At 65.3% G+C, this 21273-nt stretch carries 23 protein-coding genes and 1 tRNA gene; 12 read left to right on the top strand and 12 right to left on the bottom strand.

What is annotated here, in order from left to right:
* Positions 1–8: 8 nt before the first annotated feature.
* The gene (locus MFM001_RS13710; RefSeq protein WP_192886941.1) at positions 9–233 is read right to left on the bottom strand and encodes a hypothetical protein; all 225 of its coding nucleotides are present in this window, start codon (positions 231–233) and stop codon (positions 9–11) included.
* Between the two features lie 69 nt (positions 234–302).
* On the bottom strand, positions 303–935 hold the full coding sequence (locus MFM001_RS13705; protein WP_160118013.1) for a TetR/AcrR family transcriptional regulator: 633 nt from the start codon (positions 933–935) through the stop codon (positions 303–305).
* Between the two features lie 359 nt (positions 936–1294).
* Here MFM001_RS13705 and MFM001_RS13700 point away from each other — a divergent pair, with 359 nt between their 5' ends.
* Positions 1295–1906, top strand: a complete 612-nt coding sequence (locus tag MFM001_RS13700) for an ANTAR domain-containing protein (protein ID WP_116375832.1) — start codon at positions 1295–1297, stop codon at positions 1904–1906.
* Between the two features lie 36 nt (positions 1907–1942).
* Here the strand turns inward: MFM001_RS13700 and MFM001_RS13695 are convergent, their stop codons facing one another.
* Positions 1943–4438: an ATP-binding cassette domain-containing protein gene (locus MFM001_RS13695; protein WP_192886940.1), complete on the bottom strand. Its 2496-nt coding sequence runs from the start codon at positions 4436–4438 to the stop codon at positions 1943–1945.
* Positions 4439–4687: 249 nt separating this feature from the next.
* Between MFM001_RS13695 and MFM001_RS13690 the strand changes: the two genes are divergently transcribed.
* Complete coding sequence (locus MFM001_RS13690) at positions 4688–5071, top strand: GNAT family N-acetyltransferase (RefSeq protein WP_238159168.1); 384 nt, start codon at positions 4688–4690, stop codon at positions 5069–5071.
* Positions 5072–5209: 138 nt separating this feature from the next.
* Here the strand turns inward: MFM001_RS13690 and MFM001_RS13685 are convergent, their stop codons facing one another.
* Positions 5210–5845: a DUF4352 domain-containing protein gene (locus MFM001_RS13685; RefSeq protein ID WP_238159167.1), complete on the bottom strand. Its 636-nt coding sequence runs from the start codon at positions 5843–5845 to the stop codon at positions 5210–5212.
* 340 nt (positions 5846–6185) lie between these two features.
* On the opposite strand from MFM001_RS13685, the gene MFM001_RS13680 reads away from it, so the two are divergent.
* Both MFM001_RS13680 and MFM001_RS13675 read left to right on the top strand, forming a co-directional pair.
* Positions 6186–6404 carry an antitoxin MazE family protein gene (locus MFM001_RS13680; RefSeq protein ID WP_116376076.1) on the top strand — a complete coding sequence of 73 codons (219 nt, stop codon included), beginning with the start codon at positions 6186–6188 and terminating at the stop codon, positions 6402–6404.
* Positions 6401–6727: a type II toxin-antitoxin system PemK/MazF family toxin gene (locus tag MFM001_RS13675; protein ID WP_116375831.1), complete on the top strand. Its 327-nt coding sequence runs from the start codon at positions 6401–6403 to the stop codon at positions 6725–6727. Before MFM001_RS13680 ends, MFM001_RS13675 begins: the two co-directional genes overlap by 4 nt.
* 36 nt (positions 6728–6763) lie before the next feature.
* Here MFM001_RS13675 and MFM001_RS13670 read toward each other — a convergent pair.
* The 4 genes from MFM001_RS13670 to pgm all read right to left on the bottom strand — a co-directional run bounded on the left by MFM001_RS13670 (position 6764) and on the right by pgm (position 11122).
* Positions 6764–6836, bottom strand: a tRNA-Ala gene (locus MFM001_RS13670).
* A gap of 138 nt (positions 6837–6974) precedes the next feature.
* The gene (locus MFM001_RS13665) at positions 6975–8216 is read right to left on the bottom strand and encodes an FAD-binding oxidoreductase (protein WP_116376075.1); all 1242 of its coding nucleotides are present in this window, start codon (positions 8214–8216) and stop codon (positions 6975–6977) included.
* Between the two features lie 30 nt (positions 8217–8246).
* Positions 8247–9491, bottom strand: coding sequence for an MFS transporter (locus MFM001_RS13660; RefSeq protein ID WP_238159165.1), 1245 nt, complete (start codon positions 9489–9491; stop codon positions 8247–8249).
* Entirely contained in the window at positions 9488–11122 is a 1635-nt protein-coding gene (gene pgm / locus MFM001_RS13655) for a phosphoglucomutase (alpha-D-glucose-1,6-bisphosphate-dependent) (protein WP_116375830.1), read from the bottom strand. Before pgm ends, MFM001_RS13660 begins: the two co-directional genes overlap by 4 nt.
* 38 nt (positions 11123–11160) lie before the next feature.
* On the opposite strand from pgm, the gene crcB (MFM001_RS13650) reads away from it, so the two are divergent.
* Genes crcB (MFM001_RS13650) through MFM001_RS13640 form a run of 3 tightly spaced genes read left to right on the top strand, consistent with a single transcriptional unit; the run spans position 11161 to position 12988 of the window.
* Positions 11161–11556 carry a fluoride efflux transporter CrcB gene (crcB, locus tag MFM001_RS13650; RefSeq protein WP_116375829.1) on the top strand — a complete coding sequence of 132 codons (396 nt, stop codon included), beginning with the start codon at positions 11161–11163 and terminating at the stop codon, positions 11554–11556.
* Positions 11556–11912: a fluoride efflux transporter CrcB gene (gene crcB / locus MFM001_RS13645; RefSeq protein WP_116375828.1), complete on the top strand. Its 357-nt coding sequence runs from the start codon at positions 11556–11558 to the stop codon at positions 11910–11912. The genes crcB (MFM001_RS13650) and crcB (MFM001_RS13645) overlap by 1 nt, the downstream gene beginning before the upstream one ends.
* On the top strand, positions 11909–12988 hold the full coding sequence (locus MFM001_RS13640; RefSeq protein ID WP_116375827.1) for a DUF190 domain-containing protein: 1080 nt from the start codon (positions 11909–11911) through the stop codon (positions 12986–12988). The genes crcB (MFM001_RS13645) and MFM001_RS13640 overlap by 4 nt, the downstream gene beginning before the upstream one ends.
* A gap of 2 nt (positions 12989–12990) precedes the next feature.
* On the opposite strand, the gene MFM001_RS13635 is transcribed toward MFM001_RS13640, so the two are convergent.
* The gene (locus tag MFM001_RS13635) at positions 12991–13344 is read right to left on the bottom strand and encodes a DUF488 domain-containing protein (RefSeq protein ID WP_116375826.1); all 354 of its coding nucleotides are present in this window, start codon (positions 13342–13344) and stop codon (positions 12991–12993) included.
* Positions 13345–13361: 17 nt separating this feature from the next.
* Complete coding sequence (locus tag MFM001_RS13630; RefSeq protein ID WP_116375825.1) at positions 13362–14222, bottom strand: oxidoreductase; 861 nt, start codon at positions 14220–14222, stop codon at positions 13362–13364.
* Positions 14223–14313: 91 nt separating this feature from the next.
* On the opposite strand from MFM001_RS13630, the gene MFM001_RS13625 reads away from it, so the two are divergent.
* Complete coding sequence (locus MFM001_RS13625) at positions 14314–14892, top strand: TetR/AcrR family transcriptional regulator (RefSeq protein WP_116375824.1); 579 nt, start codon at positions 14314–14316, stop codon at positions 14890–14892.
* A 19-nt stretch (positions 14893–14911) separates the two neighbouring features.
* On the opposite strand, the gene MFM001_RS13620 is transcribed toward MFM001_RS13625, so the two are convergent.
* Both MFM001_RS13620 and MFM001_RS13615 read right to left on the bottom strand, forming a co-directional pair.
* Entirely contained in the window at positions 14912–15742 is an 831-nt protein-coding gene (locus tag MFM001_RS13620; protein WP_116375823.1) for an LLM class F420-dependent oxidoreductase, read from the bottom strand.
* Between the two features lie 148 nt (positions 15743–15890).
* Positions 15891–17651: an amidohydrolase family protein gene (locus tag MFM001_RS13615; RefSeq protein ID WP_116375822.1), complete on the bottom strand. Its 1761-nt coding sequence runs from the start codon at positions 17649–17651 to the stop codon at positions 15891–15893.
* Between the two features lie 78 nt (positions 17652–17729).
* Between MFM001_RS13615 and MFM001_RS13610 the strand changes: the two genes are divergently transcribed.
* The 4 genes from MFM001_RS13610 (at position 17730) to MFM001_RS13595 (ending at position 21227) form a co-directional block, all read left to right on the top strand.
* Positions 17730–19055, top strand: coding sequence for an SRPBCC family protein (locus MFM001_RS13610; RefSeq protein ID WP_116375821.1), 1326 nt, complete (start codon positions 17730–17732; stop codon positions 19053–19055).
* Positions 19052–19654, top strand: a complete 603-nt coding sequence (locus MFM001_RS13605; protein WP_238159164.1) for a TetR/AcrR family transcriptional regulator — start codon at positions 19052–19054, stop codon at positions 19652–19654. Before MFM001_RS13610 ends, MFM001_RS13605 begins: the two co-directional genes overlap by 4 nt.
* 114 nt (positions 19655–19768) lie before the next feature.
* Positions 19769–20428, top strand: coding sequence for a DUF1906 domain-containing protein (locus MFM001_RS13600; protein ID WP_238159194.1), 660 nt, complete (start codon positions 19769–19771; stop codon positions 20426–20428).
* Positions 20429–20444: 16 nt separating this feature from the next.
* Complete coding sequence (locus MFM001_RS13595; protein ID WP_116375819.1) at positions 20445–21227, top strand: enoyl-CoA hydratase; 783 nt, start codon at positions 20445–20447, stop codon at positions 21225–21227.
* The last annotated feature ends 46 nt before the right edge of the window (positions 21228–21273 follow it).

The raw sequence follows: 21273 nt of genomic DNA, 5'->3' as shown, positions 1-21273 counted from the left end.
ACGACGCTTTAGTCGACCACTGTCAGGGAGTCATCATCAAGGAATGCAAGGCTTCCGTCGTCGAGCCCGACGGCCCAGCGGCGCGCCTGAACGGTCCGGTCAGGGTCGATGGTCACTTGCTCACCGGCCAGATCGCCGAAGTCCTCGACGACTACCCCCGTCTTCGAGTTGCTTGTTCGAACGCGAGAACCGACGGCAATCTTGGTGGAACCCGCCTTGCGTCTGGGACTCATAATCGGATTTAACCGGCTTGAGCAGGATGCGTGGGCGGAATTGTGCCGAACGTCTTTGGAAGTTTGCAGCTATCCGTGACTAGCGCTGACCGGCTTGTCTCGGGCGTGTCTGAGGAACGTTCGGGCATGCTCGATCCAGGCTGCCCGATAGCGTTCCTGGTCGATGTTGCCGGGCGTATGGCCGATCAACAGCCGGACCATCGGGTAATAGGCCAACGATGCCACTAGCACCGCGGCCGCTGCGTCGGGGTCGGGGATCCGCATCGTCCCAGCGTGGGCGGCGGCACGCAGCCCAGCGGCGAAGCGCTGATAGGCATTTGCGGTGATCGCCGACCACAGCTGATCGGCAAGTTCTGGGAACATGGGCTCCCGGAAAATGATCCGCAGCAAGCGCGCGTTGTCGTCGATGCCGTCCCATATCAGCGTCGCAGCGCGTTGAAGCGCTTGCTCGGCGTTGCTTGACGGCTCGCTGTCGAGGCGCTTTCCGTCGTTAGCAAGGCGGTCCACAAAGCGGCCGGTCGCCGCTTCGAGGAGCTCCCGCTTCGAAGAGAAGTGTTTATAAAGCGCGCCCGAGCCTGCCGCCAGTCCGCATTCCTGCTGGATCTGTGCGATCGAGGTTTGGGCATAGCCTTGCCTGGCAAACAGGGTGATCGCTGCGTCCAACAGCCGCTCACGCGTGTTGGGCTGGCTTACCAAAGCCACGGCCACAGGTTACAGCGTCAACTACTTACCTGCCGTCATCGTAATGAGTGACTTCTGCCCGGGGCGCTTGTCGACTGGTTGGTAAGTGATTAGTCTCTCACCTACGGCCCGTTTGCTGCTGGGAGCGAGTTCTGGAGGCAGCGAGTCGCAGGTTAACTGGACCACCGTCAAATGCGGCGTGCCGATGCTATAGGCCTATCGGCGGCCGACCCAGCCAGGTCAATGCGGACCCGGTCCCTGACGTAAGTATCGACCGGCTGAGGGGTGCTCAAGTGTTGCAAACGAATGGCGCTGGACACCGGACGCGCCCGCCGACGAGCCAACTGCCCGCACCAACCTCCGCGGACGGCCATCGGTCATTGCAGGGTAGCGACGTCGTCCGTGCCGTCGAGGGATGGGTGCGCGGGGAATTGCGCGAGTACGCGGTCACGCTACGGAAACTGGCCTATAGCCTGCCGAATGGCGCCGGCGAGGGTGCCCTGCTGCAGTTGTCCGAGCGGATGAATACGGCAGCCCACCAAGGTATTTGCGAGATGCTGACCTCTGGTGGACTGAGGGAGACGCTAGCGCCACAAACAAGCAGTGGGCCAGAACGCCGCACCATCGAGGAGATTCGCGCTGTCATCCCGGAATGGCCCGATACCAACGGGACACCTTGGCGGATGTGTGCGACCTGCTATGCGATCTACGATCCGACCACTTCCCACGTACACGATCAGAGCCGCCCGTGCGAGCAGCAGCGGGACGCGAGGATGTCGGTGGATGTCATCGGGCAGGCGCAGGACACGCTGACGGACCGGTTCGGTGTAGATGCGGATGCGGCGTCGGCACTGTTGCGAAGGTTGTCGATCGAGGCGCACGTCACGGTCGAACAGATCGCCTACTGCATAGTTGATTCAGGCCAGCCACAATCCCCACCGTCGGCAGGCGGAACGGCCACCGCCCGTCGTTTGCAAGCGAAAACCGTTTGATACGAACCGTTCACATCGCCCTCGAGGCCGTGGACTTCATCTAGCGGCAGAGTGACGCTTGAGCCGGATCTTCCACCACACGAAGCCGGCGTAGAGCGCTGCCAGCACCGCGAGCATGCCGATGTCGAGTAGCCATGCACCCGTCGTGTGGTTCCAGTGGCTGTCCTTCGGGCTGAACGGACCGGGCTCCACGGTGTTCAAGTCGATCGTCGACGCCGATGCCGCGAAGCCCCAACGGGCCGGTGTCAGCCAGGACAGCTGGTCAAGCACCGCCCGGTCGGTCACCGGGATCATTCCGCTGGAGAACACCAACTGGGCCATGATCGCCACCACCAGCAACGGCAGGATCTGGTCGCTGGACCGCGCGAGCGCCGACAGGACCAGTCCGATAATCGCCGACACGACACACGTCGACGCAACGGCCACGAACAACTCCAAGCTGCCATTTCCAAGGAGCACAGCTCCATGGGTCGGGGCGCCTTTGCCGAGCACGGCGATGAGCGTCGCGATCGCCGACTGGATGATCGCGAACCCGGTGAACACTGCGATCTTGGCCATCAGATAAGCCGGTGTCGACAGGCCAAACGCCTGTTCCCGGTGAAAGATCGGACGCTCCCCGACCAGATCGCGGATCGTCAGCGCCGTTCCCATGAAGACAGCACCCACGTCGAGCAAGACCAGGATCTGCGCGGGTTCTGCGGGTGTTTTACCGTGCGGGTCAGCCAGGCCGAATCCGGTCTTCCCGGGAACAGTCAGCGCGAGCAGCCCCAAAATGAACGGCAACACCGCCAGGAACACCGTGTACCAACGGTCGGAGATGACCAGCCGAACCTGGCGGCGCGCGATCGTGGAAAACTGGCGCAGCACGTCGATGCGCACAGGTTCCCCGAGATCCGCGGGCGTCGTTTCCTTCGGAACCTGCGGCTGCGGCCGCCGTTGAGCTAAGAAGCGCCGATTGGCTTCGTCGGGATCGGCCCCCACCGTGAGGAAGATCTGGGCCCAGTTGGTGGTGCCCATGACTGGGCCGATCTCGTCGGGCGGCCCGACGAACGCCGTCTTTCCGCCGGGCGCCAGCAGCAGCAACTGGTCGCACAGGTCGAGGTAGGACACCGAGTGTGTCACCACAAGCACCGTGCGACCAGCGTCAGCCAACTGCCGCAGCATCATCATGACTTGCGAATCCAGTGCGGGGTCCAAACCAGTGGTCGGCTCGTCGAGGATCAGCAGCGATGGCCCGGTGAGCAACTCCAGTGCGACGGAAGCGCGTTTTTGTTGCCCACCGGACAACTTCTCGACCCGGGTATCGGCCTGCTCGGTCAAGTCGAGTTCGTCGAGCACCTTCGCGACTACCTCGGCGCGGTCCGCTTTGCTGGTGTCGGGCGGCAGCCGCAGTTCGGCCGCGTAGCCCAGCTCCTGGTTCACGGTCAGCTGGCGGTGCACGATGTTCTCCTGCGGGACGGTCCCGATCCTGGTGCGGAGCGAGGCGTACTCGCGGTGGATGTCGTGTCCCTCGAAGGTGACCGAGCCGGAGCTGGGGCAAGTGTGCCCGGCGATCAGCCGTGACAGGGTGGTCTTGCCCGCCCCGGACCCACCGATGATGGCGGTCAGGGTGCCTGGCCGAGCAGTCAGCGAGATGTTGTCGAGTAGCTCCTTCCCATCAATCGCGAAGTGCACCCCGTCGACCTCCAGACCACCGGTGCGCGTGCCGGCCTCGGTGTGATGAGTCAACACGCCGCCACTGAAGACCAAGTCGACGTTGCCGGTAGTCACCACATCGCCTTCGCTCAACACGGCGGACCCGACCCGCACTCCGTTCACGAATGTCCCGTTGACGCTGTGCGCGTCCCGGATCTCGATGCCGTTCGGTGTCTCCACCAGGAACGCGTGATGGCGTGACGCCAACACGTCGGAAACCACGACGTCGTTGTCAGTGGCGCGACCAATCGTCGTGCAACCGGCCGGTTTTTGGGACGCCTCGCTCCCGGGCCGCAAAGCCCGGAGCACCCTCGTTGTCAGATTCGACAGGTCCGGTGCTGGCCGAGTCGCGCGCGCCGGCGGGCGCTGACTCCTGCTGCTTGGATACGTCGGCTGTCGTCGTGGTGGCGGTGACTGGATGGCCCTGAACCCGCCTCGGGGATGGGCGCTCATCTGGGCCCGCGACGTCCCCGATGGTTGAACGGCGCGCGCGGGCACTGTTTGCGGTGAGCTACCCGCCATCTGCCCGTCCGGTTGAACCTCGAACGTCAGGCATGGCCCGTCGGGATTGCCGATGTTGATCTGCTGTCCGTTGTGGATGTCAATCACCCGTACCCGGCGATTCTGAACAAACGTGCCGTTCATTGAGCCGTTGTCGATCGCCAGCCAGCGGCCGTGATCGAAGCGCAGCAGCAGATGCGCACGTGAAATCAGCGGATGCATAATGCGCAGGTCTGCACGGAGGTCACGACCGATGACCACATCGTGACCCGCTGAGAAGCTACGTTTAGAGCCGCCCCCCCGGACAGTGAGCACAGGCGGCAGCGCTGTGTCCACGTAATAGGGATAGCCAGTCGCGATGGCTTCAAAACGGGGCTGGAAGTCGCCAGGCCTGATTTCACGGCAGGTATTGGTTTAGGTTCGCAAGCCGGCGCTGTTCAAGCGGCGCTGATCGATGTTCGAATCGGCACGTCTGGACGACAACCGCACGCTGGAGGGATTCAACTGCGGCAAGGAGCCGCTGAACACCTGGCTGGTCAACCATGCCCGTCGCGCGGATAGCAGCGGAGTCGCGCACGTATACGTGTGGACCCTGCCCGGGGAAACGAAGGTTTGCGCTTATTTCGCCATCTGCCCACCGAGGTCGTGCGCAAAGATGACGGCGTCACGGCGTCGACGGCCGGAGGCTATTCGCGTATTCCCGGCTACTTGATCGCCCGTCTCGCAATCGGTGCAACACTGCGCGGACACGGGTACGGCGAGCAGCTACTCCTAGATGCACTAGGCAAGGCCGTCGCCGCATCCGAGATCGGCGGAGGACGACTTATCGTCGTTGATGCGAAAGACGATGAGGCACAGGCGTTCTACTACAAGCACTATCACTTTGTCCCGGTCAGGAATCGCGAGCGCCGACTTGTGATGAAAGTGTCGACAGCGACAAGGGCGCTCGGGGAGCGTTGGCGCGACTGATGGCTCAGTCTACGGGCGGCTTACCGACGACCGCCTGACCGCCGCGCCACCGGTGTTTTCGTCGACCGCGGTAGGTCGATGACTACGGGCTGAGCCGCCACGGTCGGCGGCTCGGCCCCGTGGAAAATGCCAACGCGATCAGGAAGTGAGTGACACCTTGGCGCCACCCGAGAACACCGAGTCATGTAACTCAATCGTCGTCGGAACTGCACTCTGCGGCATGTCGTAAACGACCTTGACGTCGACCGCATTGCCTGGGTTGACGTTGTCGTACAGGGGAACGTCGGAGTCGCCAAGCGCGATCTGAGCCGTCGTGTCCGGCTCAAAACTGCGTCCGTCAGCATCGAATAGCTTCTGCGAAGAGGGAGCGAACGACTGCGGCTTGTCGCCGATGTTCTTCACACTCATCGAAACGATGACGAACTGTCCCTGTGCCTTTCGGGCCAAATAGGGGTTGTCACCGACCTCGGCCAGCCCAGGCTCAACCTTGGTGACCACAAACTCAAATTTCCCGTCGCGCACGGGCACGTTCATTCCCGCGGGGGCGCCATTACCTGGCTTGGCTGCGGCGGAAGTCCCGCCGCTGCCGGCGCTACTCGCCTCACTCTTCTCTGCGTCGTGGCCACCTGAAAACGCGGCGATGACGATTAATAGGCCGACGATCCCACCGACAATCCACGGCCACTTACGGCGCTTCTTCGGTGGTGTGCCCGCCGGCGGCTGCTGGCCAACGTGCGCTGCGTCGCCTGACTGCGGCGCATGGGGAACCGACATCGAGACTCCTTTGGTAGCCGTGCGGTGTGGGCCTTTTACCTGGCACCGCCCTGACGCGAACGAGTACAGCTCACGTATCGGACGAAAGTACACCATCGCAGACTTCTGTCCTCCCATAGCCACCCATGGCACGCAGCAACGTAGAACCGCGGGCCCAGGAGGAACATTCGACAAGCGGCGCGATAGGCCTCGCCTAGCAACGAAGTCCAGGGCATCTGAGGTCAGTTTTCGGTGGAGCTAAGGCGGGAGCCAAAGGGACTCGAACCCCTGACCCCCCACAACCATGCCGAATGGTGGCCCGTGTTGCATGCAACAGGCGTTTCATGCAACAGTGGAAAGCATGAGCACGTCGACGCGCAGAGCCCGCGAGTACCGGGATCGCATGCGCCAGCGGGGATACCGCCCCGTCCAGATCTGGGTACCGGATGTCCGCTCACCAGCGTTCGCCGCTGAAGCACACCGTGAGGCGCTGGCGCTCGCGGAGGCCGACCGACACAGCAACGACATGGAGTTCGTCGAGGAGATCTCCGCGCTCGCTTCGCTGGATGACGACGCGTGAACCGTGGCGAGCTGTGGACCGTCTCCGGCGGTGTCTACGCGGCCAAGCCCCGTCCAGCGATTATCGTCCAAGACGACTTGTTCGCGGAGACAGATTCGGTTGTCGTCATCCCACTGACCACGACGGTCACCGACACGCCGATATCCAGGGTCGCCCTGCCGAATGACGAGACGACGAAGATCACTGCGCCCAGCTTCGCGATGATCGACAAGATCACTACAGTGCGACGAGCGAACCTTGGCTCGCGTATCGGCCGTGTGCCGTCCGCACGCATGGCGGACATCGAACGCTCTTTGATCGTCTTCCTCGGACTGGCCCGCTAAAAGTTCCCGCGGATTGTCGACACCGCATTTATCCGGTGGAGCTAAGGGGACTCGAACCCCTGACCCCCACACTGCCAGTGTGGTGCGCTACCAGCTGCGCCATAGCCCCGAGTCGTGCCCATCGAAGCTACACCACCAGCAACTTGCGTTCAAAGTCGCTGATCAGCACCCATGCGATTTGGGCGCGCTTTCTTACGCTGAGCGAGATTACGCTGAGCGAGAATTATCGCGCCGAAATCGCAGCGCGCTAGCGCGTCGGGTCGAATTCACGCAGCGCGGCGGGCTGCTTACCGGTGGTGATCTGCTCGGCCAACAATCGACCGGTCGCCGGGCCGTGTGTCATCCCCCACATGCCGTGCCCGCCGGCGACGAAGATGCCCCGCGCCGCCTGCCCCACCAGCGGACGGCCGTCGGGGGTCAGCGGGCGCGGGCCGACCCATTCCTCGCTGCGTTCCTCCCAGCGGACGCCGTCGAAGTACGGGCGCGCGGACTCGGCGATGGCGTCGACCCGTGCGGCAGATACCGGCGCGTCTAGATCCCGCAACTCCATCGTCCCGGTGACCCGCAGCTTGCCGTTGAGCGGCGTGCAGGCCACCCGCGCTTCGGGGAGGTGAACCGGGCAGAGAGCCGGGCGCTCCACCGGCACCGTGAACGAGTAGCCGCGTCCGGCCTGCACCGGCACCTGAACCCAGCGACCCACCAGCCGCGACAACCAGGCCCCGGTCGCAATCACCGCCACGTCTGCCGTCAACCCCGAGCCGCTACGGGTCGGCAGAGTGACGCCGTTGCCGTCGCCCACCACGTCGACGACTTCCTCGGGGAGCAGCGTCGCGCCGCGTTCGACGACCGAGCGGCCCAGCGCCTGCACGAAACGGCCCGGGTCCACGAATCGCTGCCCGTCGACGCGGATGCCGACGGCGGCCGCATCCGATGCCAACGGAACCTGTTCGCGCAGTGCCGCACCGGTCAATTCGGTAGTAGAGGCGTGCTGCCCGCCAGCATCCCGAAAGCGCTGCAACTCCTCCAGTAGCTCTGCGGCGTCACCAGACTTCCGGAACAGCGCCATGACCGGTGCATCGTTGAGCGGTGCGTCGACGCCGTTGGACACCAGCACGTCGTAGGCGTCGAGGCATTCTTCGCTCAACGCCAGGTTGGCCCGCACCGCGCGAGTCCACGCCGCGCCGCGGGAGTTCGCCGCGAACCGCGCCAGAAAACGCCAGAGTGAAGGGTCGGCGCTCAATGAAATACGCAGTGGCGCATCAGATTTGAGCAGCGAGCGCAGGCCGTAGCGCAGAATGCGCGGCTCGTTGAGCGGCATCGTCAGCCCCGGCGCGATATAGCCGGCGTTCCCCCACGAGGCGCCCGCGGCCACGCCGACGCGGTCGACCACCGTGACCTCGACGCCGCGCTCCTGCAGAAACCACGCCGTCGACAACCCCACGATGCCGGCGCCCACCACGATCGCCGAGCGCGGCCGTCCGTCCGTCATCACAAACTCCATGGTGCCGCAACGGGGTTTTCAGGCGAGGTCCTCCGTGGTCCCCACTTCCCATTCGTCGGGCACCGTCAGTTGGTCCATCGCCCGGGTTTCCGGCGCAAACATCCAGGCCACCGCCGCGGCCAGCAGGATGATGCCACTGATCGCGAAACCCCATCCGAACGTGAAGTGTTCAGCGATCTGGCCGACCGCCATCGACCCGACGATGGCGCCGAAGTCGGCCATCATCTGAAACGTCGCCACCGCGGTGCCCGCGCGCGCCGTGCTGCCCAGAATGTCGGCGATCGCGGCCTGCTGCGGTGAGGCGAAGATGCCCGACGCCGCGCCCGCCAGTCCTGCCACCACCATGAAGACCGGCACCGACGTCGTCGTACCCAGCCACACGGTCGTTGCACCGCAAGCGATGAGTCCGCCGATCAACAAGTGGCGCCGGCCGATCCGGTCGGACAGATGGCCACTGGGCAGCACGACGACCAGGTTGCCGAGCGCGAAGACCGCGAGCGCCAAACCCGCCATCCGCGGGCCGCGGCCCAACACATCCGAGACGAACAGCGGCACCAGCGCGATCCGCAACCCGAACACCGACCAGCCGGTCGCGAAGTTGGACAGCAATGCCGAGCGATACGCGCGGTGCCGAAGCGCGGTGCGCACCGTCACCGTCGAGTGGGTCTGCTCCACGGGCGCGGCCAGCGTCGAGCGCCGCAAGCTGTAGGCCACCGCGATCGCGGTGACCAGCACTGCCCCTCCGTAGATGAGGAACGGCGCGGACAGCCCAAGACCCGCGGTGAGACTGCCCACCACGGGTCCGCCGACCGAGCCGATCAGAAACGAGGTGGCGAACAGGCCGGCGACCCGGCCACGCGCATCCTCCGGACTGATCCGGATCATCAGGCCGAGGGCGCAAATGAAGAACATCGTCGACCCGATGCCCCCGATCGCGCGCAATAGCAGCAGCTGCCAATAGCTTTGGGCGAACGCACACATGCCGGTGGCCACCGAGACAATCAGGAGGCCGGCGACGTACACCCGATGCTCACCCAGCTTTTGCACCAGCAGCCCGCTGGGCGGCGCGAAGCACAGCCTCGTCAGCGAAAACACGGTGACCGCAAACGTCACCGCGCCGATGCTGACCCCGAAGGTGCGGGCGTAGGCGGGCAGCACCGGGGACACCACCCCGTAGCCAAGTGCGGCCACCGCGTTCGCCGCGATCAGCGCCCAGGCCGCGCGCGGTAACTGTGCCCGCCGGCGCTGAGCGACAAAGATCACCCGATGACTTTATCTACGACCTCTTGGGCAGCTCGCTGGACTTCGGCCAAATGCTTTGGCCCGCGGAACGACTCGGCGTAGATCTTGTAGACGTCCTCCGTGCCCGACGGCCGTGCAGCAAACCACGCGTTCTCGGTGGTCACCTTCAAGCCGCCCAGCGGTGCGCCGTTGCCAGGGGCCGTCGTCAGCTTTGCCGTGATCTCTTCTCCGGCCAGCTCGGTGGCGGTCACCTGGTCTGCGGTTAGCTTGGCTAACCGGGCCTTCTGGTCACGGTCGGCGGGCGCGTCGACACGCGCATACGTCGGCTCCCCGTATTTGCCGGCCAACTGCCGGTAGCGCTGCGACGGCGCTGCCCCCGTGACCGCCAGGATTTCGGCGGCCAGCAACGCGAGGATGATGCCGTCCTTGTCGGTGGTCCACACCGAGCCGTCGCGGCGCAGAAACGACGCGCCGGCCGACTCTTCGCCGCCGAAACCGATGCTGCCGCCGAGCAGCCCCTCGACGAACCACTTGAAGCCGACCGGCACCTCGACCAGTTCGCGGCCGATGCCGTCGACCACCCGGTCGATGATCGACGAGCTGACCACGGTCTTGCCGACGGCGATGCTGTCCGGCCAGGACGGCCGATGCGTGTAGAGGTAGTCGATGGCCACCGCGAGGTAGTGGTTGGGATTCAGCAGGCCCTCGTCGGGGGTGACGATGCCGTGCCGGTCGGCGTCGGCGTCGTTGCCGGTGGCGACGTCGTAGCGGTCGCGGTGGGCGATCAGCGACGCCATCGCGTCCGGTGAGCTGCAGTCCATCCGGATCTTGCCGTCGGTGTCGAGCGTCATGAACCGCCACGTCGCGTCGACCAGCGGGTTGACCACGGTCAGATCCAGGCTGTGCCGCTCGGCGATCACACCCCAGTAGTCGACGCTGGCGCCGCCGAGCGGATCAGCCCCGATTCGTATCCCGGCTTCGCGAATTGCGTTGATATCGACCACGTTTCGCAGATCATCGACGTACGCGTCGAGGTAGTCGTGGCGAAACGTGGTCTGCAGCGCCCGCTGTAGAGGAATCCGCTTCACCGCAGAGCACCCGTCGCGCAGAATCTCGTTGGCGCGGTTGGCAATTGCGGTGGTGACGTCGGTGTCGGCGGGCCCGCCGTGCGGCGGATTGTACTTGAAGCCGCCGTCGCGGGGCGGATTGTGCGACGGGGTGACGACGATGCCGTCGGCCAGTCCGTCGGCGCGACCGCGGTTGTAGTTGAGGATGGCGTGGCTGATCGCGGGTGTCGGCGTGTACCGGTCGGCGGCGTCGACCATGGCCACCACGTCGTTGGCGGCCAGCACCTCCACCGCCGACACCCACGCCGGCTCGGAAAGCGCATGCGTGTCGCGGCCGATGAACAGCGGCCCGGTGGTTCCCGCCGCGGCGCGATACTCGACGATGGCCTGGGTGATTGCCAGGATGTGCGGCTCGTTGAACGCCCCGTCCAGCGCGGAGCCACGGTGGCCGGACGTGCCGAATGCCACCTGCTGCGCGACGTCCTCGGGGTCGGGTTTCGTCGTGTAGTACGCAGTCACCAGGTGTGGCAGGTCGACGAGGTCCTCGGGCTGGGCCGGCTGTCCGGCACGCGGGTTGGCCACCATGTCACCAATTCTGCCGATGCCACGCATACGCTGCTTGGATGCCTGGTCGCGACTACCGCGAGTTGGCCGCTGTCTTCGTCGGCGGCGCGCTGGGTGCCGCTGCCCGCGCAGGGTTGAACAGCCTGGCCGAGCCGGATCCCACGCGCTGGCCGTGGCCGACGTTCACCGCCAACATCGTCGGCGCGTTCTTGGTGGGTTACTTCACCACCAGGCTGCTGGAACGGCTGCCGCTGTCGAGCTATCGCCGACCGCTGCTCGGCACCGGGCTGTGCGGCGGGCTGACCACGTTTTCCACCATGCAGGTCGAAACGTTGGAGATGATCGAGCACCAGCGATACGGCCTGGCACTCGGCTACATCGCTGCCAGCATCGCGGCGGGCTTGCTCGCGGTGTACCTGGCCACCGCCGCGGTGCGACGGGTGCGAGTGCGCTGATGGTCTGGCTCGGCGTGCTGATTGCCGGCGGTATCGGCGCTGTGCTGCGTTTTATGGTCGACGGCACAGTGGGCCGCCGGGTGGCGCGATCGTTTCCGTTCGGGACGCTGACGGTGAACATCAGCGGCGCAGCGGTGCTGGGTCTGGTTGGCGGTCTAGCGCTGAGCCGGCACGTCGCGCTGCTGGTCGACACCGCGTTCATCGGCTCGTACACCACGTTTTCCACCTGGATGCTGGAAACCCAGCGGCTTGGTGAGGAACGTCAGATTTGGTTCGCCGTCGCGAATATCGTCGTGAGCATGGTGCTCGGCATGGCGGCGGCGCTGCTCGGTCAGTGGATCGCGAGTCTCTTATGAGCCAGCCGTGCCTGAAGCTGACCACCTACTTCGGTGAGCGCCAACGCGCGGTGAATGGCGCTGCGGGCCAAGGGTTTCTGGCCGACGCGATGCTGGACCTGTACGGCAGCCAGGAAGTTGCGACCAGCGTGATGCTGCGCGGCATCGCCAGTTTCGGCATGCGCCATGTGCTGCGCACCGACGAATCGCTGAGCCTGTCCGAGGATCCGCCAGTGGCAATCGCGGCCGTCGACGTCGAATCGAAGATCAGCAGCCTGGTCGACGACGTGGTGGCGATGACCGGCCGCGGTCTGGTGACGCTGGAACGTGCCCGACTGGTCGGCGGCGAGTTCACCAGCGACGCGCGCGACGCCCTCAAGCTCACCGTGTATGTCGGCCGGCAGGAGCGTATCGGCGGGGTGCCGGCCTTCCGGGCGGTGTGCGATCTGCTGCATCGGCAGGGATTTGCCGGTGCCGGAGTGTTTCTCGGTGTCGACGGCACCGCGCACGGGCAGCGTTACCGGGCCCGGTTCTTCAGCCGCAATGTCAACGTTCCGCTGATGATCATCTCGATCGGGAGTGCGGCGCAGGTGTCGGCGGCGGTGGCCGAGCTCAGCGCCGCGATGCCCAACCCCTTGCTGACGGTCGAGCGGGTGCGACTGTGCAAACGCGACGGAGAGCTGGTGGCCCGGCCGCACCGGCTGCCCGCGACCGACAAGCAGGGGCGGCCGCTGTGGCAGAAGATCATGGTGCACACCAGCGAAGCCACCGGCCACGGCGGTGTGCCGATTCACCGCGCGCTCGTGCGCCAGTTACTCGAGTCGGGGATGGCGCGCGGCGCCACCGTGCTGCGCGGCATCTGGGGATTCCATGGTGACCATAAACCTCACGGCGACAAGCTGTTTCAGTTGGTGCGGCAAGTGCCTGTCGTCACGATCATCATCGACACGCCCGAGTGGATCGTGCGCAGTTTCGACATTGTCGACGAGCTGACCGCCGAGCACGGGATGGTCACCAGCGAGATGGTGCCGGCGGTGTTGTCGATCGACGGGTCGGGCCGCGACGGCGACGCCGATTTAGCGCAGTACGAGTACTGACGTCAGCGGCGTTTGAGCAGCTTCGCCAGCACCGCGGCTTGGCTGCCCTCGACGTCGCGGGTCGCGGTCACCAGCGTCACGGGCCCGCTTTTCGTGAGCTTCCGAAGGTCCGCCAGCGCGTCGTTGCCCTGCAGTTCCTTCTCGTACCGCTTGGCGAACTCGTCGAAGCGCTCGGGCTTGTGGCCATACCACTCGCGCAGTTCTTTCGACGGCGCAACGTCCTTGCACCAGGTGCCCACCCGCGGATCGTTCTTGCGGAATCCGCGGGGCCATACCCGGTCCACCAGGATGCGCTGACCCTCGTCCGGCCCCGGGTCGTCGTAGACCCGGGCGATCTGGATACGGCTTTTGGCCATACGGCCAGGGTAAGCGTTTACGAGGCCAAGTGCAGTCGCTCGCTGCGGCGGCGGGGTTTCGGCGCTGCCGCCAACCCGTTCGATTTACGAATTCCCTTGTCCAGCACGGCGGCTGGAGCTAACCGCTTCAACAACGCCAGCCGACGTGCTAGAGGTCCCGCCGGGTACCGCCGCTTCGGCACACTGCTGGTCGCCGCCTTGAGGACCGCCTGCGCGACCACTACGGGGTCATCGCCGTGCTGTATCGCCGCGCTAAGAACCTCCCGGAGGTGCTCACGAGCGTTCGAGTAGCTGTCTATCGGTGAATCGGCTTCGACGGCGTTGGCTTCGAAGGAGGTGTTCGTGTAGGCGGGTTCGACGAGCGAGACCCGCACACCGAATTCGCGGGTTTCATGGTCGAGGGATTCCGAGTATCCCTCGACCGCGTGCTTAGAGGCTGCATACAAGGCCGCGTACGGCGCCGGCAGGAGCCCCAGCACCGAGCTGATATTGATGATGCGCCCGCTGCCCTGCGCACGCAGAAAAGGCAGCACCTCACGGGTCACCCGGACTAGCCCGAAGAAATTTGTGTCGAAGAGCTGCTGCGCCTGGGTGATTGAGCTCTCCTCCGCGGCGCCGACGATGCCGGCACCGGCATTGTTGACCAAGACGTCGATGCGACCGGCACGCTGGATGACAGTTGAGACGGCCGCGGAGACCGACGAAGCGTCGGTGACGTCCAGCCGGACCAATTCCACACCCGCGATGGGCTTGGTGCGTTCCGGGCTGCGGCTTGTGCCGAAGACCTCGAAACCCTGCGCGGCCAAGGCGCTCGCCGCTGCCCGGCCGATTCCCGAGGAGACGCCGGTAACCAGCGCCACAGACCTTCGTTGTTTCATACCTGCTCCTAGTAAACCGAATGGTGTACTTCCGTCGCCGTAACCGTACACGCCCCTGACGTCGTTGTAAACCGATCGGTATACTCGCAGCATGGACAAGCAGCGTGCGACAAGCAGGGGTGGCCGTGGTGCACGCCAGCGCATTCTGGACACTGCTGCAGAGCTGTTTTATCGGGAGGGCATCAACGCCACCGGCGTCGAGCGACTCGCGGCTGAATCGTCCGTCTCCAAACGTACTCTTTACCAACACTTTCCGAGCAAGACGGCAGTGGTGGAGGAGTACCTGCACAGCATCAAGGAACGTGTCGCCAACCCCGTTGGGCATGCAGTCGGCCTGAGACCGCGCGAAAGGCTACTGGCCGTGTTCGACAGGCCCACCGCCACTGGAGCACCCCTGCGGGGCTGCCCGCTCCACAACGCGGCCGTCGAGGCAGCAGGAGCAATGCCGGGAGTTCAACAAATCGTCCGGGCAACCAAGCACAATTTCATCGACTGTCTCACCGAGTTGGCTCGGCAGGCAGGCGCCGCCGACCCCGGCCTACTGGGCAGCCAGCTGGCTGTGCTCTACGAGGGTGCAGCCGCACTCACCACGTCACTCGAGGACCCGTCACCGTGGGCGCAGGCTCGCGCGGCTGCCGAGACATTGGTCGACCAAGCACTCACACGGTGATGCTCAGCGCACCCCGCGTTTACCCCAGTTTGACGAACTCGGTCTGTAACTCGTCCAGACGTCGCAGCGTCTGATCGCGAGGCTCGGTCGGCAGTTCCAGCAAGACGTGCTCCACCCCGAGGTCACGGTAGCCTTCAACGTCCTTGGCCTTCGGTTCTTCTCCCATGTGGATGTTGATCACCGGCACGTCGTTGCCTGCAACCGCGCGTAGCTCTTCGAGCTCACCCGACAGAGCTTTCGCCGATGGGCTCAAGGAGATCCAGCCGGCCTTCAGCCGGGCAATGCGCTTAAAACTTGCGGCACCGCCACCCAGATACAGCGGCGGATACGGCTTGGTCGCCGGCTTCGGCCAACTGTAGATTGCATCGAAGTCCACGAATTCCCCATGGAATTCGGCCTTGTCCTGCGTCCAGATCTCGATCATCGCGCGCAGCCGCTCTTCCGAGAGGCGCCCTCGAACGGCGGGGTCGACGCCGTGGTTGGCGATTTCTTCACGCAGCCAACCCACACCCACGCCGAAGCGAAATCGCCCCTGCGACACCAGATCCAGGGACGCCACCTCTTTGGCCGTCAGGATCGGATCGCGCTGCGGCAGCAATGCGATGCCGGTGCCAACCACCAGTTTCTCGGTGGCGACCGCCGCCGCCGTCAGCGCCACAAACGGGTCTAGCGTGCGGTAGTACTTCGGCGGAATCGGGCCTCCGCCCGGATACGGGGTTTGCGCGTCGACCGGGATGTGCGTGTGTTCGGCGAGGAACAGCGACTCAAACCCGCGCTGCTCGAGCGCCGTACCCAACTCGACTGGACTGATGCCCTCGTCCGTAACGAAGGTGAGGACGCCGATGCCCATGCTTGCTCCCGTCGTCGAAATGTGACGATCACACCGAACACCGGGTCGTAGCGAACTTATTCCGACGCCTGGCCGGCCGCCTTCGCCCGCCGCGTCGCCCCCACAGCCCGACGGCAATGCCTATGACCGCGCCGCCCAGGCCGACAACCTAACGCGCTCCGCGCACCAACCGGCCGGGCCGCGCGCCGGTGTCGACCCCGTCGCGGCGTGTTACGACCCCGTTGACGATCGTGGCGCTGTAGCCCGACGCACCCTGCATGAGCCGGTGACCGCCGGCCGGCAGGTCGTAGGCCATCCGCGGCGCATGCAGCGTCAGCGCATCCATGTCGATCACGTTGACATCGGCCTTCTTCCCGATATCGATCACGCCGCGGTCGGAGAGCCCAAACAGCTGCGCGGTGTCGTGGGACTGCTTACGGATGACGTATTCCAGCGGCAGCTTCTCACCGCGCCGGCGATCGCGCGCCCAGTGCGTCAGCAGGAACGTGGGATACGACGCGTCACAAATCATGCTGCAGTGCGCGCCGCCGTCGGACAGCCCCAAAACGCCGGCGGGATGGGTCAGCATCTCGCGGATCGCGTCGTGGTTGCCGTCGGCGTAGTTGAACAGCGGCAGCATCAGCATCGCGCCGGCGTCGGCTTCCAGCATCAGGTCGTACATCGTGGCGAGCGGATCCTCGCCACGGTCCCGGGCGATGGCGGCGACGGTGCGATCGGGTGTGGGCTCGTAGTCGGGCGGCTCGCCGAGCGGGTAGAGCCGGTCGACCGAGTGCTGCGCGAACGCAAACATGGCGTCGAACAACACATTTGGGTCGGGCGGGATGTCGTCCTCACTCAAGATGGCTGCCCGTACCGCGGGGCCAGCCAGCCGCGCGGCGAGCTCTTCGCGACTGCACTCGGCTTTCAGCCGCTGATATGTCGGGCGGTGGCTGAAGGCGTGGTGGCCGGGAAAACCGAGCAGCATCCCGAACGGTCGCGCCGCGATCTGTGGATGCAGGCGACTGCCCTCTTCGTGCGCGGCCGCCGAGATGTCGAGCTGCTCACGCCAGAGCCCCGGATCGGCGTCGACCTGGATCAGCGCGAAGCTCAACGCCACGTCGATCTCCGCGCCCAGCCGCTGCATCCATTCCATTTCCTTCTTCGGCGCCACGATGTCCTCCCCCGCCGCGCCTTGCGGTGCAAGCTCGAACACCGCCCCGCCGCCGGCCGCCATCGCACGTCCCAGCGCAAACAGCTCGTCTTCGGCGGCAAACGTTCCGGGGACGGGTTCGCCGTCCATCGCGCGATGGGCAAGCGTGCGCGACGACGAGAACCCCAGCGCGCCGGCCTCAACCGCTTCCTGCACCAGCCGGCTCATCGCCGCGATGTCGTCCGGCGTGGCGGGTTCGTTGCGGGCGCCGCGCTCCCCCATCACGTATGCGCGGACGGTGCCGTGCGCGATCTGGCTTCCGACGTCGACGGCAAGCTCGCGTTTGCTGATCACGTCGAGATATTCGGCGTAGCTCTCCCAGCCCCACGTAATCCCTTCGGACAGCGCAGTTCCCGGAATGTCTTCGACGCCCTCCATCAGTTCGACGAGCCATTGCTCACGCCCGGGCTGCACCGGCGCGAACCCGACACCGCAGTTGCCCATCACGACAGTGGTCACGCCGTGAGTGCTCGACGGCTCGAGAAGGTCGTCCCAGCTGACTTGCCCGTCGTAGTGGGTGTGGATGTCCACGAAGCCCGGCGCGACGATCTTGCCGGTGGCGTCGAGTGTCTCCGCGGCCTCGCCCTGCAGCGGCGGGTCGCCCGGTCCGCGGCGGCGAACTTCGATGATCTTGCCGTCCTTGACGGCCACGTCGGCGTCGAACCGCTCTGCGCCGGTGCCGTCCACGACCGTCCCGCCAGTGATCTTGAGGTCGAACACGATTACTCCCTTGTCTGCCCCCGCCAGCCGCTACAGTGAGCAATGTAACACCGTTACAGACGCCGCGGGAGAGCTTCGATGACGACACAAGAAACCCGTGCCCGGCGGGAGGACGCGATCGGCCCGCCGCCGCGACGCCCCACTCGGGTGCCGGCTGAGCGGTACTACTCGCCGGCCTTCGCGGCGCTCGAGGCCGAGCGGATGTGGCCGAAGGTGTGGCAGGTCGCCTGCACAGTCGATCACGTCGCCGAACCCGGCGACTATTTCGAATACCGTTGCGGCCCTTACTCGGTGCTCATCGTCCGAGACGACGACGGCGAGCTGCGCGCGTTCCAGAACGTGTGCCGACACCGCGGCAACTCGCTGTGCGCCGGGTCGGGCTCGGGTTTGCGGGAGCTGCGCTGCGGCTATCACGGCTGGACATGGGACTTGTGCGGTGCGCTCAAGCGGGTTCCGAATCGCAAGGGATTCGGCGCGCTGCAAATGTCGGAGTTTCCCCTGATTGCGGCGCACGTCGACACGTGGGAGCGGCTGGTGTTCGTCAACCTCGACGCCGACGCGATGCCGTTGATCGACTACCTGGAGGCGGTGCCGGACGACATTGCGTGGTGCGGGCTGGGCGACTTCCGGTGCTACGCGACCATGACCGTCGAGGTCGATGCGAATTGGAAGACGATCGCCGACGGGTTCAGCGAGACCTACCACATCCAGACCTTGCACCCGGAATTACACCGGTGCGTCGACGACGTCCATGCGCCACAGGCGATCTGGGGGCATACCGGCAAGTCCGACCAGCTCTACGGTGTACCGAGCCCTCACCTCAAACACACCCTCAGCGACGAGGAGGTGTGGGACGCGTATGTCACCACCCAGGGGGCATTGATGGGTGTTGCGGAGGGCACCCCGTTCCCGCACGAAGAGCGTCAGCCCGGCCAGTCGGTCGCCGATGTGATCGCGCAGCACACAAGGACTTTCGCGGCTGGACGCGGGGTCGACCTGAGTTGGGCCACCACCGATCAGGTGATGCGGCTGCACCAATACAACGTCTTTCCGAACATGACGCTGCTGACCAACGCCGATCATCTGACGGTGATGACGGCACTGCCGGGACCAGATCCCGACCACGGCGAAATGGTGATGATGCTGTGGACGCGGATGCCGCCCGGTGCGCCACGAAGCAAGCCCGTCGACGTTCGGTTGACGGCGGGCGAGGCCGAGCCGGGTCTGGTGATGACCCAGGACATCAAGGTACTAGCCGGAATTCAGCGCGGTTTGCGCCAGCCGGGATTCACGCACGTGGTGCTGTCCAACGAGGAACGACGGGTAATCAATGTGCATCGCAACCTCGAACGCTACCTCGGCCTGCCGGAATCGGAGCGCATGACCGGAGGTGAGCCGGCTTGACTGCCATCAGCGCCGAGCTGATCCTTGATACCGCGGCCCGGCTGATCGAACAGGACGGCGTGGAGGCATTCAGCATGCGCGGCCTCGCCCAAGAACTGGGGGTTGCGGTCACCTCGATCTACTGGCATGTCGGAGGCCGCGACAAACTCTTCGACATGCTGGTCGACCGCTTGCTGAGTCAGATGGCGAACCTGCCCATCGAGGGTGACACTCCCGTCGATCGCATTGCGTCGCTTGCCCGCTCGCAGCGCACAGTGTTGATCGAGCGACAGCATCTTCTGCGCATTGCGCATGAACGAGACCGGACACCGCAGCTGTTCCTGCCCATTCAGCAGACGCTGGCCGCGCTGCTGGCCGATCTGGGTGTGACCGGTACCGACGCGGCGCTCGTCCTGCGGGCGGTGCAGGTCCACGTCATTTCCTCTGCGGTGATGCAGTTCTCGGCCGTACGTGGCGCCAAACACGAAGAGGAGGACCCGTCGCTGTGGGCCGACGACTGGCCCGACCAGGAGCTCGTCAAGGCCCTGCAATCCCCCACCGACTACGACGCCGTCTTCGAATACGGTCTCAATGCATTACTGAGGCCATTGCGGACCTGATTTTGTTACCATCGCGCCGTGTCTGTTTCGAGGCGCGACGTGCTCAAATGCGCTTGCGCCGCACCGGTTCTATTGAGCCTGCCGGCCAATGCGCCGAAGGCGTCGGCCGCCACCATGCGGCTGATCGATTTCTCGGAGCACATCGTCGCGCCGGATCAGATCAAAGCGGCGGGTTTTGACGGAGCGTTGGTCTATGTGGCCGAATCGCGGCCGGGCGCAGACTTCGATTTTAAGCCCGTCACCCGTGAGTACGCGGATGGGCTCCGCGCGGCGGGTCTGCACATCGTCAGCTGCTATCAGTACGGCAAGCCGGGCTGGCCTACCCCGTCGGATTACACCCGCGGGTACGACGGCGGTGTGGCCGACGCTCAGACAGCAATGCGACTGCATGGCGCGGCCGGGGGTCCGAATTCGGCGCCGATCTTCTTCAGTGTCGACGAGGATATCGATCTCGACACCTGGAATAGCACTGCCTCCCAATGGTTTCGGGGAATCAACTCGGTACTGGGAGTGGAGCGCACCGGCATCTACGGGCATTCACGGGCCTGCGGATGGGCGATCAAAGACAACGTCATAGGTCACTCGACGACAGCGGGCCACCGGTGGGCGTGGCAGACCATCGGGTGGTCTGCCGGTCAGCGCGAGCCTGCCGCGGTGCTGTATCAGGTTGTGGTCAATACCCCGTCGAATCCGGGGGTGCTCGTGGGCGGTACGCACGTGGACGTCGACGAGGTCCTCGCGGCCGATTTCGGGCAGTGGGATTTGCATCGTTAGTCGTATGCTCGCGTGCATGAGCAGGCTCACGACGCCCGTTCTGGTCCGCGTGGACGGCCCGGTGGCGCGTCTGACCCTCAACCGGCCGGAGAAACGCAACTCGCTGAGCCTCGAGTTGATGGAAGAGCTGATCGCCACCCTGCAGCGGCTCGGTGCGGATCCCGAGGTGCGGGTGATCATCGTCGACGCGGTCGGACCGGCATTCTCCGCGGGCCATGACTTGGCGGAGATGGTCGGCCGCGACGTCCCGTTTTACCAACGGCTGTTTGACGTGTGCACCGAACTCATGGAAACCATCCACCGCCTCCCCCAACCGGTGATCGCCAAGGTGGAAGGAATGGCGACCGCGGCGGGATGTCAGCTCGTCGCGGCGTGCGACCTCGCCGTGGCCGCGGACGGCGCTCGCTTCGCCACCCCGGGAGTCAAGATCGGCCTCTTCTGCTCGACGCCGATGGTGCCGTTGTCGCGTGCAATCGGCCGCAAGCGCGCACTGGAGATGTTGCTTACCGGCCAGCCGATTACCGCTGCGACGGCGCTCGATTGGGGCCTGGTGAACCGCGTCGTCGCGGCCGAGGCCCTCGAACACGAACTCGGCACCATCGTCGACGCCATCGTGGCGTCCAGCCCACTGACCGTGGGGCTCGGCAAGGAAACGTTCTATACGCAAATCGAGCTCGACGAACACCGGGCATACGACCTGACCAAGGCCGTCATGGCGATGAACGCCCGCGCCGACGACGCCCAAGAGGGCATGTGCGCGTTCCTCGAAAAGCGGCCGGCGACCTGGCGCCGGCGCTAGGCGCCTTTACTGGTTCTTGACCGGGTGTTGAATCGCCTCACTCAAG

Source organism: Mycobacterium sp. MFM001, from assembly GCF_003402475.1.
GTDB lineage: Bacteria > Actinomycetota > Actinomycetes > Mycobacteriales > Mycobacteriaceae > Mycobacterium.
This window is presented reverse-complemented; position numbering and strand designations above follow the sequence as displayed.

What these genes read in the sequence shown, in the direction of transcription:
- MFM001_RS13710 (WP_192886941.1), bottom strand. Translation starts at nt 233, where the DNA reads ATGAGTCCCAGACGCAAGGCGGGTTCCACCAAGATTGCCGTCGGTTCT.
- MFM001_RS13685 (WP_238159167.1), bottom strand. Translation starts at nt 5,845, where the DNA reads ATGTCGGTTCCCCATGCGCCGCAGTCAGGCGACGCAGCGCACGTTGGC.
- MFM001_RS13680 (WP_116376076.1), top strand. Translation starts at nt 6,186, where the DNA reads ATGAGCACGTCGACGCGCAGAGCCCGCGAGTACCGGGATCGCATGCGC.
- MFM001_RS13665 (WP_116376075.1), bottom strand. Translation starts at nt 8,216, where the DNA reads ATGACGGACGGACGGCCGCGCTCGGCGATCGTGGTGGGCGCCGGCATC.
- pgm (WP_116375830.1), bottom strand. Translation starts at nt 11,122, where the DNA reads ATGGTGGCCAACCCGCGTGCCGGACAGCCGGCCCAGCCCGAGGACCTC.
- crcB (WP_116375829.1), top strand. Translation starts at nt 11,161, where the DNA reads ATGCCTGGTCGCGACTACCGCGAGTTGGCCGCTGTCTTCGTCGGCGGC.
- crcB (WP_116375828.1), top strand. Translation starts at nt 11,556, where the DNA reads ATGGTCTGGCTCGGCGTGCTGATTGCCGGCGGTATCGGCGCTGTGCTG.
- MFM001_RS13640 (WP_116375827.1), top strand. Translation starts at nt 11,909, where the DNA reads ATGAGCCAGCCGTGCCTGAAGCTGACCACCTACTTCGGTGAGCGCCAA.
- MFM001_RS13635 (WP_116375826.1), bottom strand. Translation starts at nt 13,344, where the DNA reads ATGGCCAAAAGCCGTATCCAGATCGCCCGGGTCTACGACGACCCGGGG.
- MFM001_RS13630 (WP_116375825.1), bottom strand. Translation starts at nt 14,222, where the DNA reads ATGAAACAACGAAGGTCTGTGGCGCTGGTTACCGGCGTCTCCTCGGGA.
- MFM001_RS13625 (WP_116375824.1), top strand. Translation starts at nt 14,314, where the DNA reads ATGGACAAGCAGCGTGCGACAAGCAGGGGTGGCCGTGGTGCACGCCAG.
- MFM001_RS13620 (WP_116375823.1), bottom strand. Translation starts at nt 15,742, where the DNA reads ATGGGCATCGGCGTCCTCACCTTCGTTACGGACGAGGGCATCAGTCCA.
- MFM001_RS13610 (WP_116375821.1), top strand. Translation starts at nt 17,730, where the DNA reads ATGACGACACAAGAAACCCGTGCCCGGCGGGAGGACGCGATCGGCCCG.
- MFM001_RS13600 (WP_238159194.1), top strand. Translation starts at nt 19,769, where the DNA reads ATGCGGCTGATCGATTTCTCGGAGCACATCGTCGCGCCGGATCAGATC.
- MFM001_RS13595 (WP_116375819.1), top strand. Translation starts at nt 20,445, where the DNA reads ATGAGCAGGCTCACGACGCCCGTTCTGGTCCGCGTGGACGGCCCGGTG.